The organism is Knoellia locipacati (assembly GCF_044791685.1).
GTDB lineage: Bacteria > Actinomycetota > Actinomycetes > Actinomycetales > Dermatophilaceae > Knoellia > Knoellia locipacati_A.
This window is the reverse complement of the sequence record NZ_CP087730.1, coordinates 1456388-1470942: the sequence shown is the minus strand read 5'-3', so window position 1 is coordinate 1470942 and position 14555 is coordinate 1456388. Positions and strand designations below refer to the sequence as shown.

Below are 14555 nucleotides of genomic sequence, written 5' to 3'. Positions count from 1 at the left end.
GTCAGGCCTCCGGCTTGAGGTGGGGGAAAAGGATCGTTTCGCGAATGTTGGCGCCGGTGAAGAGCATGACGAGCCGGTCGACGCCCAGGCCGAGACCGCCCATGGGCGGCGCGCCGTACTCGAGCGCCCGCAGGAAGTCCTCGTCGAGCTGCATGGCCTCGGGGTCACCGCCGGCCGCCTTGCGCGACTGCTCGGTGAGGACGGCCCGCTGGATCTCGGGGTCGATGAGCTCGGAGAACCCGGTGCCGCGCTCGACACCGCCGATGATGAGGTCCCACGCCTCGATGAGCCCGGGCTCGGAGCGGTGCGGCCGGGCGAGGGGCTGGGCGCTCGCGGGGTAGTCGCACAGGAAGGTCGGCTGGAGCAGCGTCGGCTCGACGAGCTCGCCGAGCAGCTCGAGGAAGACCTTGTCGCGCTCCCAGGAGGGGTCGATCGCGACGTCGTGCCGGGCGGCGTGGCCGCGCAGGGTCTCGAGGTCGGTGTCGATGGTGACGGTCTCGCCGACGGCCTCGCTCACGGCCTCGTGCACCGGCAGCCAGCGCCACTCGCCGTCGAGGTCGATGGTGCCCCGCTCGGTCTCTACGAGGCGCGACCCGACCGCGTCGGCGGCGGCGAGGTAGAGGTCCTTGATGAGGTCGGCGATCGTGCCCTGGTCGCCCCACGCCTGGTAGGCCTCGAGCATCGTGAACTCGGGGGAGTGGGTGGCGTCGACGCCCTCGTTGCGGAAGATGCGGCCCATCTCGTAGACCCGGTCGACACCACCGACGACGGCCTTCTTGAGGTTGAGTTCGAGCGCGATCCGCAGGGTCATCTCCTGGTCGAACGCGTTGAGGTGTGTCCGGAAGGGCCGAGCCGCGGCGCCGCCGTGGATGAGCTGGAGGACCGGCGTCTCGACCTCGAGGTAGCCCTGGTCCTCGAGCTCGTGGCGCATGGCGCTGAGGATGCGTGCCTTGGTGCGGACCATGTCGCGCGCCTCCTGGCGCACGATGAGGTCGGCGTAGCGCTGGCGGACGCGGCTCTCCTCGGAGAGCTCCTTGTGCAGCGTCGGCATGGGGCGCAGCGCCTTGGACGCCATGGTCCAGCTCGTCGCCATGACCGAGAGCTCGCCGCGGCGGCTGCTGATGACGCGACCGGTGACGGAGACGTGGTCACCGAGGTCGACGTGGGCCTTCCAGTCGGCGAGCGACTCCTCACCGACCTCGGCGAGGCTGAGCATGACCTGGAGGCGGATGCCCTCACCCTCCTGGAGGGTGGCGAAGGCGAGCTTGCCGGTGTTGCGCACGAAGACGACCCGACCCGCGACCGAGACGACGTCGTCGGTCTCCTGCCCGGTCTCGAGGTGGCCCCACTGCTCGCGCACGTCGACGAGGGCGTGGGTCCGGTCGACCGAGACGGGGTATGCCGCCGTGCCCGCCTCGAGCAGGCGGGTGCGCTTCTCGCGGCGGATGCGCTGCTGCTCGGACAGGTCGATCTCGGGGACGGTGGTGGTGCCGGTGGGGGTCTCGCTCACACGCTCAAGGGTACGAGGGTTGCCTGAGTGCTCCTGACACGCCCGCTGGGAACAGGCTCACCGTGCGGCCCGGCGGATCCTGACCGTGGGGGGCGTGGCGAGGCTCTGGCCGACGACGCAGTAGCGCTCGGTGGCGGTGGCGAGGCGGGCCAGGGCCGCGTCGTCGGCGTCGGTGTCGAGGGTGGCCGTGATGCTCATGCCCGTCATCCCGACGACGGCGTCACGGTCGACACCGAGGGTGCCCCGGGCGTCGAACTCGCCGTCCGCGCGCAGGTGTGCGCCGCGGACGACGATCTTCATGGAGGTCGCCACCGCGCGCATCGTCACACCTGTGCAGGCGAGCACGGCCTCGAGCAGCATGTCGGCGGAGCAGGCGTCGTCACCGTCGCCGCCGGTGGCGGGGTGGAGCCCGGCGCGGGTGCGACCGGACCAGACGTCGACGCTCGTCGTGATGCCGGGGTCGCGCCAGTCGGCGCGGGCCGTGAGGTGCACGACGGCTTCGTCCGGCTCCTCCTTGTAGAGGTCCTTGAGGGGTGCCTGAAGGGCTCGGAGGGTGGCGGCGTCCATCGGTTCGTGCAGCTCGTGCATGAGGGAGAGTCTGCCTGCTCCTTCCCTCGCCCGTGGTTCGGCCGCCGAACGGGGGGGGGTGGGTGGACGGATCAGCCGCCGAGGATGTTGCCGAGGTTGCCGCCCAGCCCACCGCCGCCGGACTGGCCGGCGGCCTTGTGGCTGCCGTCCTGCACCGACTCGCTCGGCTGGACCAGGACGTAGCCCTCGCCGGAGAACGCCATCTGCAGCATCTCGCCGGAGCCGCCGCGAAGCATGGACTTGAGGCCTCCGGTGTCGATGCGGATGTCGCTGCGCACCCCGGCGGTCCATAGCACGACCGACTGGGCGTCGGCGAAGGTGTTGCCACCCGCGACGTTGAGCGCCACCGGCTCGCCGTCGGTCGTGATCGCGACGTAGCCGGTCCCGCGCAGCGACACGTTGTAGAGGCCACCGGTCATCGCCGCGCCCCGTGCCTGCAGCCGGTGGATGTCCCAGTCGATCGAGCCGGAGAAGGCCAGGACGTTGTTGCCGTTGACCGAGACCAGGTCGTCCTGGAGGTAGATGATCTGGATCTCCTTGGCCAGGTCGGCCACGAAGAGCTCGCCCTGCCCCTCGCACTTCATGACGCTGACGCCCTCGCCGGTCATTGCCGACTTGACGAACTTCGACATCCCGCCGGCACCGGTGTTCTGGAAGCGGACGTCGCCCTGGTAGGCGACCATGCTCCCCGACTTGGCGTAGACCGCGCCGTAGCCCATCTGGATCTTGAGCAGCTTCTTGTTCTGGTGGGAGAACGGGTCCTGCGACGCGTTCTCCTGGTGGTCGGTGAAGAGCGAGCCGTGGATGGCCATCGTCGAACCCCTGTCAGTGCAGCTTCGCCGGTCCCGCGGTCACGCCGACCGTGCCCTCGAGGGTCCGACGCGGATTGCTCCCAAACGTATTCGACCCGGCGAGCACGGACCTATCGTTTGGAGGAACAGGTCGACGCGCGGTCGACCGGGTTCCAGGAGGCAGTCATGGGTTTCCTCGACAAGGCCAAGGCGGCAGCGACCGAGCTCGCGGCGAAGGCCGACGGGGCGATGGCGCAGGCCGGCATCAACACCCCCGGCACGACCTCGGCCGCGGCTGAGAAGTACCTCCGCGACCTGGGGGTCATCGCCTACCTCGAGGCGACCGGTCGTGCGGCACCGGAGGGTGAGCGCGACCGGGTCATGGCGGCCCTGCGCGAGGCCGAGCAGCAGGGTGGTCTGACCTCCTTCGCGCTGCGGACGACACCCCCGCCGCCCCCCGGGATGGCCGGCGGACCCGGGATGCCGGGGTCCCAGGCGAGTCCTCCTCCTCCGCCCCCTCCGCCCGGCTCCGCGTCGACGGCGTCGGGCGGCGTCCAGCCGCCCGCGCCCCCTCCTCCGGCACCTTCCACGCCATCTGCCGCGGAGGAGTCCGCTCCCCTCCCGCCCGCACCGAGCCAGAGCCCGCCGCCACCCCCGCCGCCTCCGCCGAACTGGTCGTGACACCGGGCTGGGCGTGACACCGGGCTGGTCGTGACACCGGGTGACCTGAGGGCGAGGGGGACAGCGCTCGCGGGCGGCCGCCCCGACATGGTCCTCGCTCAGCGCTGTGCACTGCTGCAGTGAGGTGCAGCAGTGCACAGCGCCGCGGCGGCATGGTGCGGAGCGGGCTGGCGCGCTCAGGATGTCCGCGTCGGGGATGACGACTCGTCGAGTGTCGGAGTGGACCGAGCTCCTGACGTTGTCGGCGCTGTCGGAACTGTCGAAGCTGTCGGACCGGGTGGATCCGGGGCACAGGGAGCATCGAGCGCGGACCCCCGCCGTGCTTCCTCGGCGACGACCGTGGCCTGCGTCCGACGTCGGAACGAGGTCCCGGACGCCAGTGGCGAGGGTTCCCCGCGGTGCCTGGTCCAGTTCCAGGGGGAGAGCTCGTGCTCCTCGCAGAGCTCGAGGTGTGCCGGGAAGCGACGACCGGCTCGGTCGACGACGTGCTCGGCCGGGCCGTCCCACGCGGACCACGATCCGGCGTGGGGGTCGGTGAGGTGGACACCGAATCCCAGGATGCGCAGCAGGGCGAGCACCTCGTCGAAACCCGCCGGGACTGCTCCGGCCTCCCAGCGCCCCACCTTCGCCCGGTCCCAGCCCAGGGCATGGGCCAGCCCTCTCTGGTTCATTCCGAGCCGGCGTCGGGCCAGGCGCATCGCTGCGCCGATCGCGTGACCGTCTGTGAGCGAACGGTCGGGGATGTCCTGACTCATGGGTGCCATGAGAGCCCACAGTGACGGCGACCGTCACTCGGGTCCCACGAACCTGTGGACGAGGTCGACGCGACCGGCCACCCTGTGGATCGTGGACCCAGCAGTCGGTGTGGGCTCAGCGCTCGTCGACCATGAGGTCGATCGTGTAGTCCTCGGCGCGGTAGCTGTGGTCGCCGTACTCGACCGCGCCCCCTGAGCCGTCGAAGGCCATCCGGGTCATCGTCAGGACGGGTTGCGTGCCCCGGATCCGCAGGTGCCTGCGCTCGGCGGGGGTGGGCATCCGCGCGGCGATCGACTGGTGCGCCACGACGGCATGCACGCCGCGGGCGCGCAACGCGGCATACAGGCCGGTCGCCTCGAGCTCGTCACGCGAGATGTCTCCGTATGCCGGCGGCAGCCAGTTGCGCATCACCGCGAGCGGAGCGTCCCCGGCCAGTCGAAGCCGGACGATCGCGAGCAGAGGGGTGTCGGCGGGGAGGTCGAGGGCTGCAGCGGCGCTCTCGTCGAGGACGGTGTCGTGCTCCAGCAGGACGGTCCTCGGCTCACGGCCCTCACGGGAGAGGTCGTCGAAGAGACTGCTCAGGGCGACCCGGCGGTGCACCTTGCGGTTGGCCACTGTCGTGCCGAGACCGCGGCGGCGGACCAGCAGGCCCTTGTCGACCATCTCCTGGATCGCTCGCCGGACCGTGGGTCGGGAGAGCGAAAGGCGCTGTGCCAGAGCGACTTCGTTCTCGAACGGGTCGCCCGGCTGGAGTCGTCCGTCGGTGATGGCGGCGCACAGCTGCTCGGACAGCTGGTGGTAGAGCGGGACCGGCGACGTCCGGTCGATGCTCACGTCCACGAGCTGTGCGGTCATGTCGGGCACAGTAGCGAAGAGGAGAACAAATGACCATATGTCCTGACAAAGGTTGACAGGAGGGTCAGCGGCGCGGAACAGTTCTCGGCATGAGGATCGGACTGGCCGGTGTGGGCCGCATCGGAGCGTTCCACGCGAGCACCCTGGCGGGGCTCGACGCCGTCGACGAGGTGGTCGTCGCCGACCTCGACGCGGCCCTCGCCGAGCGCGTCGCCACGGAGCAGGGCCTGCGCCACGCGCCGGACATCGACACCCTCCTCACCTCGGGCCTCGACGCCTTCGTCATCACGACGGCGACCACGGCGCACGCCGCACTGCTCCGGCAGGCGCTCGCGGCCGGCATACCGACGTTCTGCGAGAAGCCGGTCGCCGCCACCCTCGACGAGACGATCGCGCTCACCGAGCTGAGCGAGGCCAGCGAGACGCCGGTCCACATCGGCTTCCAGCGCCGCTTCGACGCGGGCTATCGGCGCGCGAGGGCCGCCGTCGAGTCCGGCGAGCTCGGCACGATCCATGCGCTGCGCGCCCTGACCCACGACCAGGAGCCGCCGCACGCGGCCTACATCCCGACGAGCGGCGGCATCTTCCGCGACTGCTCGGTGCACGACTTCGACATCGTCCGCTTCGTCACCGGGCACGAGGTCGAGACCGTCTACGCCACGGGTGAGAACAAGGGCGCCGCGTTCTTCGGCGCCGCCGGTGACGTCGACACCGCCGCGGCCGTGCTCACGCTCGACGACGGCACGCTCGTCACCGCGACGGCCACCCGCTACAGCGGCGGTGGCCACGACGTGCGGCTCGAGGTCATGGGGTCCGACGGCAGCATCGCCGTCGGCCTCGACGACTCCCTCGCGCTGCGCTCCGCCGAGGACGGCGTGACCTTCCCCGCCGGGCCGGCGCACCGGTCATTCATGCAGCGCTTCCTCGCGGCCTACCGCGCGGAGCTCACCGCGTTCTGCGACGTCGCCGCCGGTCGGGCGCCCAGCCCGTGCACGGTCCGAGACGCCCTCCAGGCCTTCCGCACCGCCGAGGCCTGCGAGCTGTCCAGGGCTCAGCGACGCGTCGTCGCCATGTCCGAGATCCCCGATGCCCCCGTCCGAGCGAAGGCCACTGCATGAGCACCACCGCCCGCCCGTCCGTCTCCGACCGGATTGCCGGCGCCCCGATCTCGTGGGGCGTCTGCGAGGTCCCCGGCTGGGGGTTCCAGCTCGCCGTCGACTCCGTGCTCCGCGAGATGCGCGAGGTCGGGATCGTCGCGACCGAGTTCGGGCCCGACGGCTTCCTGCCCGACGAGCCGGTCGCCAAGGCGGAGGCCCTCGAGGCGGCGGGCCTGCGCGCCGTCGGCCAGTTCGTGCCGGTCGTGCTGCATGACCCCGGCCACGACCCCCTGCCCGAGGTCGAGTCCGCCATGGAGGCGCTCACCGTCGCCGGCGCGACCACGGTCGTCGTCGCCGCGGCCACGGGGGTGGAGGGCTACGACGCCCGCCCCGAGCTCGACGACGCCCAGTGGGACACCCTCCTGGCGAACCTCGACCTCGTGACGGCGGCCGCCGAGGCGCGAGGGCTGACCGCCACCCTGCACCCGCACGTCGGCACGCTCGTCGAGTCGGGCGAGGAGACCGAGCGGGTGCTCGCGGGCTCGCGCATCGGGCTGTGCCTCGACACCGGCCACCTGCTCATCGGCGGCGGCGACCCGGTCCAGATCGCTCGTGCCCACCCCGGTCGCATCGGCCACGTCCACCTCAAGGACGTGCGCCTCGACATCGCCGAGCGCGTGCGTGCCGGCAGCCTCACCTACACCGACGGCGTGAGCCAGGGGATGTACGTCCCGCTCGGCGAGGGTGACGTCGACATCGCCGCGATCGTGGGCTCGCTCGAGAACGACGGGTATGCCGGGTGGTACGTCCTCGAGCAGGACACCATCCTCACCGGGCCGCCCGCCGAGACCGGCGTCGACCCGCTGGCCGACGTCCGCGCCTCCATCGACTTCATCCACAACGTCCGCCCCTCTGGGGGTCCCGCCGTCACCTCGGCGGACGCAAGCGGGGACGGCGGGCGCAGCGATGGGTGAGCGGCCGGCATACGACCTCGTCGCGATGGGGCGCACGGGTGTCGACATCTACCCCCTCCAGCACGGGGTGGGCCTGGAGGAGGTCAGCACCTTCCAGAAGTTCCTCGGTGGGAGCGCGACCAACGTCGCCGTCGCCGCCGCCCGCCACGGCCGCCGCGTCAGCCTCGTGACCAAGGTCGGGCGCGACCCGTTCGGGCGCTACGTGCGACTCGAGGCCGAGCGCCTGGGCATCGACCCGGTGCACATCACCGAGATCGAGGGCGACGGACCGCCGACGCCGGTGACCTTCTGTGAGGTGTTCCCGCCGGACGACTTCCCCCTCTACTTCTACCGGTACCCCGCGCCTCCCGACCTGCTCATCGAGGCGTCCGAACTGCCCGTCGAGGACATCCGCGACGCACGCGTCTACTGGTCGACGGTGACCGGCCTGTCCCAGGAGCCCTCTCGCTCGGCGCACTTCGCGGCGTGGGAGGCGCGGGAGCGACAGCAGCACACGATCCTCGACCTCGACTACCGGCCGATGTTCTGGGCCGATCCGGCCGAGGCCCGTGAGCAGGTCGGCAAGGCGCTCGAGCACGTGACCATCGCCATCGGCAACCGTGAGGAGTGCGAGGTCGCCGTCGGCGAGACCGACCCGCACCGTGCCGCCGACGCGCTGCTCGAGCGCGGGCTCGAGCTCGCCGTCGTCAAGCAGGGACCCAAGGGCGTGCTCGCCGCGACCCGCGAGGAGCGGGTCGAGGTCGCACCGTTCCCGGTCGAGGTCGTCAACGGTCTCGGTGCCGGTGACGCGTTCGGTGGCGCTTTCGTCCACGGGCTCCTCGCCGGCTGGGACCTGCGCCGGGTCCTCGAGTTCGCCAACGTGGCCGGCGCGATCGTCGCGGGCCGGCTCGAGTGCTCGACCGCGATGCCCACGACCGACGAGGTCGAGGACTCCCTGCGAGCGGCGGTGGGGCAGTGATGGACCTTGCCGAGATCACCCGCATCCGGGCGACCGAGCCCGGGCGCATCGCCAAGGCCTGGTCCGAGCGTCGTCGCCGTCCGCTCGTCGCCGACGACGGCCGGATGCTGCTCGTCGCCGCCGACCACCCGGCCCGCGGGGCACTCGGCGTGCGCGGCAACGCCACGGCGATGGCGAGCCGCACCGAGCTGCTCGACCGCCTCGTGACCGCTCTCGCCCGGCCGGGCGTCGACGGGGTGCTGGGCACGCCCGACGTCCTCGACGACCTCCTCCTGCTCGGCGCCCTCGACGACAAGGTCGCCATCGGCTCGATGAACCGCGGTGGCCTCCAGGGAGCGGTGTTCGAGCTCGACGACCGCTTCACTGCCTACACCGCGGCCGAGCTGGCCGCCCGCGGCCTCGACGGCGGCAAGATGCTCACCCGCATCTGCCTTGGCGACCCCGGCACGGCGGCCACCCTCGAGGCCAGCGCTCGCGCTGTCACCGAGCTCGCGGCACACGAGCTCATGGCGATGGTCGAGCCCTTCCTGTCCGTCGTCGAGGACGGCAGGGTCCGCAACCTCCTCGACCCCGACTCCACCATCGCGTCGATCGCGATCGCCAGCGGGCTCGGCGCGAGCAGCGCCCACACCTGGCTCAAGCTGCCGGTCGTCGACGACCTCGCCCGCGTGATGGACGCGACGACGATGCCGACCCTCCTCCTCGGCGGCGACCCCCAGGGCGACGCGCAGGACACGTATGCCGCGTGGTCCGACGCGCTCTCGCTCCCGTCGGTCTCCGGCCTGGTCGTCGGGCGTGCCCTGCTCTATCCCCCGGACGGCGACGTCGCGGCCGCCGTCGACATCGCGTCCGGCCTCGTCCACGGGGGCGGCTCGTGAGCCGCGCCGGCGTCGGTGCCGACAACACCCGGTGGGTGCGTGCGCTCGGTGAAGCCTCCGACGGGGAGTTCGCGGTGTCCGTCACCGACGAGGTCGACGGGTGGCAGCACACGTCGCTCCGGGTCGCCCACCTCGACGCCGGCGGCTCGCTCACCCACGACACGGGTGACGAGGAGCTCGTCGTCGTGCCGCTGTCCGGCTCGGTGACCCTTGACATCGAGGGCGGCGAGTCGATCTCGCTCGACGGCCGCGGGAGCGTGTTCGAGGGACCGAGCGACACGGCATACGTCCCGCGGAGGCGCACGATCACGGTGCGCGACAGCGGAACTGGTGCGCGCGTGGCCCTCTGTGGCGCCCGCGCCACCACGGACCGCGAGCCGCGCCGGATCGCCGCCGACGAGGCCGGGGCCGAGCTGCGGGGAGCCGGGCGCGCGAGCCGCGAGGTGCGGGCCTTCGGGCTGCCTCCAACCCTGCACGCGGATGCCATTCTTGTCTGCGAGGTCCTCACCCCGGCCGGCAACTGGAGCTCGTGGCCTCCGCACAAGCACGACGAGGACCGGCCGGGCGAGGAGTCCGAGCTCGAGGAGATCTACTACTTCGAGGCGCGCTCCACCGACCCGCGGGGCGCGGACCCGGTCGGCTACCAGCGCGTCTACGGCACCGACGACCGGCCGATCGACGTGCTCGCCGAGGTCCGTACCGGTGACGTGGTGCTTGTGCCGCACGGGTGGCACGGACCGGCGATGGCCGCACCGAACGCCGACCTCTACTACCTCAACGTCATGGCCGGTCCCGGCACCGAGCGTGCCTGGCTCATCTGCGACGACCCCGCACACGCGTGGGTGCGCGAGGGGTGGACCGGGGAGCCGGTGGACCCCAGACTTCCGTTCAGCGACGACAAGGGTGGCAACGATGGGTGAGACCGTGCGGCTCACGGTCGCGCAGGCGACGATCCGCTTCCTGGGCCAGCAGTGGTCCGAGCGCGACGGCGAGCGACAGCGGCTCTTCGCCGGGTGCCTGGGGATCTTCGGGCACGGCAACGTCGCCGGGATCGGGCAGGCGCTGCTGCAGGAGGAGCTCTCCGCGTCGAAGGCCGGCCGCATCGCCGACCTGCCCTACGTCCTGGCCCGCAACGAGCAGGCGATGGTCCACACCGCCGTCGGCTACGCGCGGCAGAAGGACCGTCTCCAGACGTGGGTCTGCACGGCCTCGGTCGGACCCGGCTCGACGAACATGCTCACCGGTGCCGCGCTGGCGACGATCAACCGGATCCCGGTGCTGCTGCTGCCGTCCGGCACCTTCGCGACGCGCGTCTCGGCCCCGGTCCTCCAGGAGCTCGAGACGCCGTATGCCGGCGACGTCACCGTCAACGACGCCTTCCGTCCGCTGTCGCGCTTCTTCGACGAGGTGAACCGGCCCGAGCAGCTTCCGTCGGCACTGCTGTCGGCCATGCGGGTGCTCACCGACCCCGTCGAGACCGGCGCTGTGACGATCTCGCTGCCTCAGGACGTGCAGGCCGAGGCGTTCGACTGGCCGGTCGAGCTCTTCGACGAGCGGGTGTGGCACGTGGCCCGACCGGTGCCGGAGGCGTCGCGGATCGCTGCCGCGGCCGACGTGGTCCGTTCGGCGCGCAAGCCGCTGGTCGTGGCCGGCGGTGGCGTGCACTACTCGGGGGCCGAGGAGGCACTGGCCGCCTTCGCCGAAGCGACCGGCATCCCTGTCGCCGAGACCCAGGCCGGCAAGGGCTCGCTGCTGCACGGGCACCCCCAGCTCGTGGGCGCCGTGGGCTCCACCGGCACGACGGCGGCCAACGCCCTCGCCGCCGAGGCCGACGTCGTCATCGGTGTGGGAACACGCTGGTCGGACTTCACCACCGCGTCGCGGACGGCGTTCGCGCGCAGGGGTGTCCGCTTCGTCAACCTCAACATCGCCGGGTTCGACGCCGGCAAGCAGTCGGGCGTCGCGGTCGTCGCCGACGCCCGCGAGTCGTTGGTCGCCCTCACCGACGCCCTCGACGGGTGGTCGGTCTCCGACACCTTCCGCAAGCGGCAGGGCACCCTGTGGCGCCGGTGGGACAAGGCCGTGCAGACGGCATACGACCCGCCGTCCTCGGTCACCGACGCGCTGGCCGACGGTCTGCTCACCCAGGCGTCGGTCATCGGCGCCGTCAACGAGCTGAGCGACCCGCGCGACGTCGTCCTCTGCGCCGCCGGCTCGATGCCCGGCGACCTGCACAAGCTGTGGCGGGTGCGCGACCGCAAGGGCTACCACGTCGAGTACGGCTACTCCTGCATGGGCTACGAGGTGCCCGCCTCGATCGGGATCCGACTCGCCGACCCGACCCGCGACGTCTTCGCGATGGTCGGCGACGGTGGCTGGCTCATGATGCCCACCGAGCTCGTCACCGCCGTCCAGGAGCGGGTCAAGGTCGTCATCGTGCTCGTCCAGAACCACGGGTTCCACTCGATCGGTTCGCTGTCGGAGGGTCTCGGCTCGCAGCGGTTCGGCACGTCCTACCGGATGCGTGGCGAGGGGTCGCACCGCCTCGACGGCGACGTCCTGCCGGTCGACCTCGCCGCGAACGCCCGCAGCCTCGGCGCGCACGTCATCGAGGTCCACTCGCGCGACGAGCTCGCCGACGCGATCGCCGCAGCCAAGGCGTGGCCGTCCGACGGTGGGCCCGTCGTCATCCACGTCGAGACCGACCCGCGGGTCTTCGCGCCGGACAGCGAGAGCTGGTGGGACGTGCCGGTCGCCGAGGTGAGTGACCTGTCCTCGACGCAGTCGGCCCATGCGGACTACGTCGAGCACAAGCAGGACCAGCGCCCGTTCCTCGCACCGGGGGAGGGATCATGACCGCCGCCGTCACCGCTCCCGTGCGCGTTGGCGTCGTCGGCGTCGGGATCATGGGTGCCGACCACGTCGACCGGCTCGCCCGGCGCACGGCCCACGCCGAGCTCGTCGCCGTCGCCGACCCCGACGAGGTGCGCGCCAAGGAGCTCGCGACCCGCTACGACGCCGTGCGCTCGCACGGTGACGCCCTCGAGCTCATCGCGTCCGACGACGTCGACGCGGTGGTCCTCGCCTCGCCCGGGTTCGTCCACGAGGAGCAGGTGCTCGCCTGCATCGCCGCCGGCAAGCCGGTGCTCTGCGAGAAGCCGCTGACGATGGACTCCGAGTCCTCCTTGCGGATCGTCCGCGCCGACCGCGAGGCGAAGGCCCGGCTGGGCCGCCCGCTCGTGCAGGTCGGGTTCATGCGGCGGTTCGACCCCGAGTACGCCCGGCTGCGGGCGGTGCTCGCGGGAGGGTCGCTCGGCCGGACGCTGCTGCTGCACAACGTCCATCGCAACGCGTCGGTCCCGAGTGCGGACTTCCGCTCCGAGATGATCGTGCGCGACAGCCTCGTGCACGAGGTCGACGTCTCGCGCTTCCTCTTCGGCGAGGAGGTGGTCGCCATCCAGGTGCTCTCGCCCGCTCCGACCTCGCACGCCGCCGAGGGTGTCATCGACCCGCAGGTCGCGATCTTCACGATGGCCGGCGGCGGGATCGTCACCAACGAGGTGTTCGTCAACAGCCAGGTCGGCTACGAGGTCCGGTGCGAGGCGGTTGCGGAGCGCGGGTCGGTCGTCATCGGGCGGCCGTCGTCGGGCGCCTACTCCACCTCACTCGCCGCCGACGGGGTCGGCCAGTGGGGCGGCAGCGTCCCGGCGGACTACCGCGAGAGGTTCGCCACGGCATACGACCTCGAGGTCCAGGCGTGGGTCGACTCGGTGCGCTCGGGCCACCTCGTCGGTCCGTCCGCCTGGGACGGGTATGCCGCCACGGCCGTCTCCACTGCGGGAATGGCCTCACTCGCCACGGGCGAGCGAGTCACGGTCGACCTCGTCGACCCACACACGTTGTCCCAGAACGCATCCAGCATGAAGGAACCGTCATGAGCACTCCCACCCGCATCACCCACCACGTCGCCGGTCGCCCTTGGGACGGCCCCGTCGGACGCACCAGCCCGGTGTTCAACCCCGCCACGGGTGAGGAGACCGGCGCCCTCGACCTCGCCACCGCCGACGACGTGGCCGCCGTCGTCGCGACCGCGAAGGAGGCGTGGGCCTCGGGCTGGGGCAGCTCGTCGCTGTCGAAGCGCACGCAGGTGCTCTTCCGCTTCCGCGAGCTGCTCAACGAGCGCAAGGAGGACATCGCCGCCCTCATCACCGCCGAGCACGGCAAGGTGCTGTCCGACGCGCTCGGCGAGGTGACGCGCGGGCTCGAGGTCGTCGAGTTCGCCTGCGGCATCCCGCACCTGCTCAAGGGCGGCTTCACCGAGAACGCGTCCACCAAGGTCGACGTCTACTCGATCCGGCAGTCGCTGGGTGTCGTCGCGGTGATCTCCCCGTTCAACTTCCCCGCGATGGTGCCGCTGTGGTTCGTCCCGGTGGCGATCGCCTGCGGCAACGCGGTCGTGCTCAAGCCGAGTGAGAAGGACCCGTCGGCGACCGTCGCCATCGCGGACCTGTGGCGCGAGGCCGGGCTGCCCGACGGCGTCATGAACGTCGTCCACGGTGACAAGGAGGCGGTCGACGCCCTGCTGACGCACCCGGACGTGCGCGCCGTGTCCTTCGTCGGATCCACCCCCATCGCCCGCTACGTCTACGAGACGGGCACGGCGAACGGAAAGCGGGTCCAGGCCCTCGGCGGCGCCAAGAACCACATGCTCGTCCTGCCCGACGCCGACCTCGACCTCGCGGCCGACGCCGCCGTCAACGCCGGGTTCGGCTCGGCCGGCGAGCGCTGCATGGCGATCTCGGCCCTGCTGGCCGTCGAGCCCATCGCCGACGAGCTCATCGAGAAGATCAAGGACCGGGTCGGCAAGCTCGTCACCGGTGACGGCACCCGGGGCACCGACATGGGGCCGCTCGTGACCCAGCAGCACCGCGACAAGGTCGCGTCCTACCTCGACGCGGGGGTCGAGGCAGGTGCCGAGCTCGTGGTCGACGGTCGTGAGGCCGACTTCGACGCCGACGGGGACGGCTTCTTCCTCGCCCCGACGCTCTTCGACAGGGTCTCGCCGGAGATGTCGGTCTACCAGGACGAGATCTTCGGGCCGGTGCTCTCCGTGCTGCGCGTGCAGTCCTACGACGAGGGCCTGGAGCTCATCAACTCCAACCCCTACGGCAACGGGACCGCGATCTTCACCAACGACGGCGGCGCTGCCCGGCGCTTCCAGAACGAGGTCGAGGTCGGCATGGTCGGCATCAACGTGCCGATCCCCGTGCCGATGGCCTACTACTCGTTCGGCGGCTGGAAGAACTCGCTCTTCGGCGACAGCCACGCCCACGGGATGGAGGGCGTGCACTTCTTCACCCGCGGCAAGGTCGTCACCTCGCGCTGGCTCGACCCCAGCCACGGCGGGATCGAGCTCGGGTTCCCCCAGAACACCTGACCACCACCGACTTATTGCCCCTTTCGGCCC

14 protein-coding genes are annotated in these 14555 nt (G+C 71.7%); 9 read left to right on the top strand and 5 right to left on the bottom strand.

Going from position 1 to position 14555, the window contains the following annotated elements; translation table 11 throughout:
* Position 1: 1 nt before the first annotated feature.
* From lysS to LL946_RS06920, 3 genes are all read right to left on the bottom strand, one after another.
* A complete protein-coding gene (gene lysS / locus LL946_RS06930) occupies positions 2-1510 on the bottom strand; it encodes a lysine--tRNA ligase (protein WP_404386144.1) in 1509 nt (502 codons plus the stop codon).
* A 57-nt stretch (positions 1511-1567) separates the two neighbouring features.
* A complete protein-coding gene (locus LL946_RS06925) occupies positions 1568-2098 on the bottom strand; it encodes an OsmC family protein (protein ID WP_404386142.1) in 531 nt (176 codons plus the stop codon).
* A 71-nt stretch (positions 2099-2169) separates the two neighbouring features.
* Positions 2170-2910, bottom strand: a complete 741-nt coding sequence (locus LL946_RS06920) for an AIM24 family protein (RefSeq protein WP_404386140.1) — start codon at positions 2908-2910, stop codon at positions 2170-2172.
* 165 nt (positions 2911-3075) lie between these two features.
* On the opposite strand from LL946_RS06920, the gene LL946_RS06915 reads away from it, so the two are divergent.
* On the top strand, positions 3076-3570 hold the full coding sequence (locus LL946_RS06915) for a hypothetical protein (protein ID WP_404386138.1): 495 nt from the start codon (positions 3076-3078) through the stop codon (positions 3568-3570).
* A 176-nt stretch (positions 3571-3746) separates the two neighbouring features.
* On the opposite strand, the gene LL946_RS06910 is transcribed toward LL946_RS06915, so the two are convergent.
* Both LL946_RS06910 and LL946_RS06905 read right to left on the bottom strand, forming a co-directional pair.
* Positions 3747-4241 (bottom strand): helix-turn-helix domain-containing protein, encoded by a 495-nt coding sequence (locus LL946_RS06910; protein WP_404386815.1) that lies wholly within the window; start codon positions 4239-4241, stop codon positions 3747-3749.
* Between the two features lie 199 nt (positions 4242-4440).
* Positions 4441-5181, bottom strand: a complete 741-nt coding sequence (locus tag LL946_RS06905) for a GntR family transcriptional regulator (protein ID WP_404386136.1) — start codon at positions 5179-5181, stop codon at positions 4441-4443.
* Between the two features lie 89 nt (positions 5182-5270).
* Here LL946_RS06905 and LL946_RS06900 point away from each other — a divergent pair, with 89 nt between their 5' ends.
* The 8 genes from LL946_RS06900 to LL946_RS06865 are packed head-to-tail and all read left to right on the top strand — an operon-like array spanning position 5271 to position 14525.
* Positions 5271-6299: a Gfo/Idh/MocA family oxidoreductase gene (locus LL946_RS06900; protein ID WP_404386134.1), complete on the top strand. Its 1029-nt coding sequence runs from the start codon at positions 5271-5273 to the stop codon at positions 6297-6299.
* The gene (locus LL946_RS06895) at positions 6296-7252 is read left to right on the top strand and encodes a TIM barrel protein (RefSeq protein WP_404386132.1); all 957 of its coding nucleotides are present in this window, start codon (positions 6296-6298) and stop codon (positions 7250-7252) included. Before LL946_RS06900 ends, LL946_RS06895 begins: the two co-directional genes overlap by 4 nt.
* Positions 7245-8210, top strand: a complete 966-nt coding sequence (gene iolC / locus LL946_RS06890; protein WP_404386130.1) for a 5-dehydro-2-deoxygluconokinase — start codon at positions 7245-7247, stop codon at positions 8208-8210. Before LL946_RS06895 ends, iolC begins: the two co-directional genes overlap by 8 nt.
* A complete protein-coding gene (locus LL946_RS06885; RefSeq protein ID WP_404386128.1) occupies positions 8210-9088 on the top strand; it encodes a deoxyribose-phosphate aldolase in 879 nt (292 codons plus the stop codon). The genes iolC and LL946_RS06885 overlap by 1 nt, the downstream gene beginning before the upstream one ends.
* On the top strand, positions 9085-10008 hold the full coding sequence (gene iolB / locus LL946_RS06880; RefSeq protein ID WP_404386126.1) for a 5-deoxy-glucuronate isomerase: 924 nt from the start codon (positions 9085-9087) through the stop codon (positions 10006-10008). The genes LL946_RS06885 and iolB overlap by 4 nt, the downstream gene beginning before the upstream one ends.
* Complete coding sequence (gene iolD, locus LL946_RS06875; RefSeq protein WP_404386124.1) at positions 10001-11944, top strand: 3D-(3,5/4)-trihydroxycyclohexane-1,2-dione acylhydrolase (decyclizing); 1944 nt, start codon at positions 10001-10003, stop codon at positions 11942-11944. Before iolB ends, iolD begins: the two co-directional genes overlap by 8 nt.
* Positions 11941-13026, top strand: coding sequence for a Gfo/Idh/MocA family protein (locus tag LL946_RS06870; protein ID WP_404386122.1), 1086 nt, complete (start codon positions 11941-11943; stop codon positions 13024-13026). The genes iolD and LL946_RS06870 overlap by 4 nt, the downstream gene beginning before the upstream one ends.
* Positions 13023-14525 (top strand): CoA-acylating methylmalonate-semialdehyde dehydrogenase, encoded by a 1503-nt coding sequence (locus LL946_RS06865; RefSeq protein WP_404386120.1) that lies wholly within the window; start codon positions 13023-13025, stop codon positions 14523-14525. Before LL946_RS06870 ends, LL946_RS06865 begins: the two co-directional genes overlap by 4 nt.
* The last annotated feature ends 30 nt before the right edge of the window (positions 14526-14555 follow it).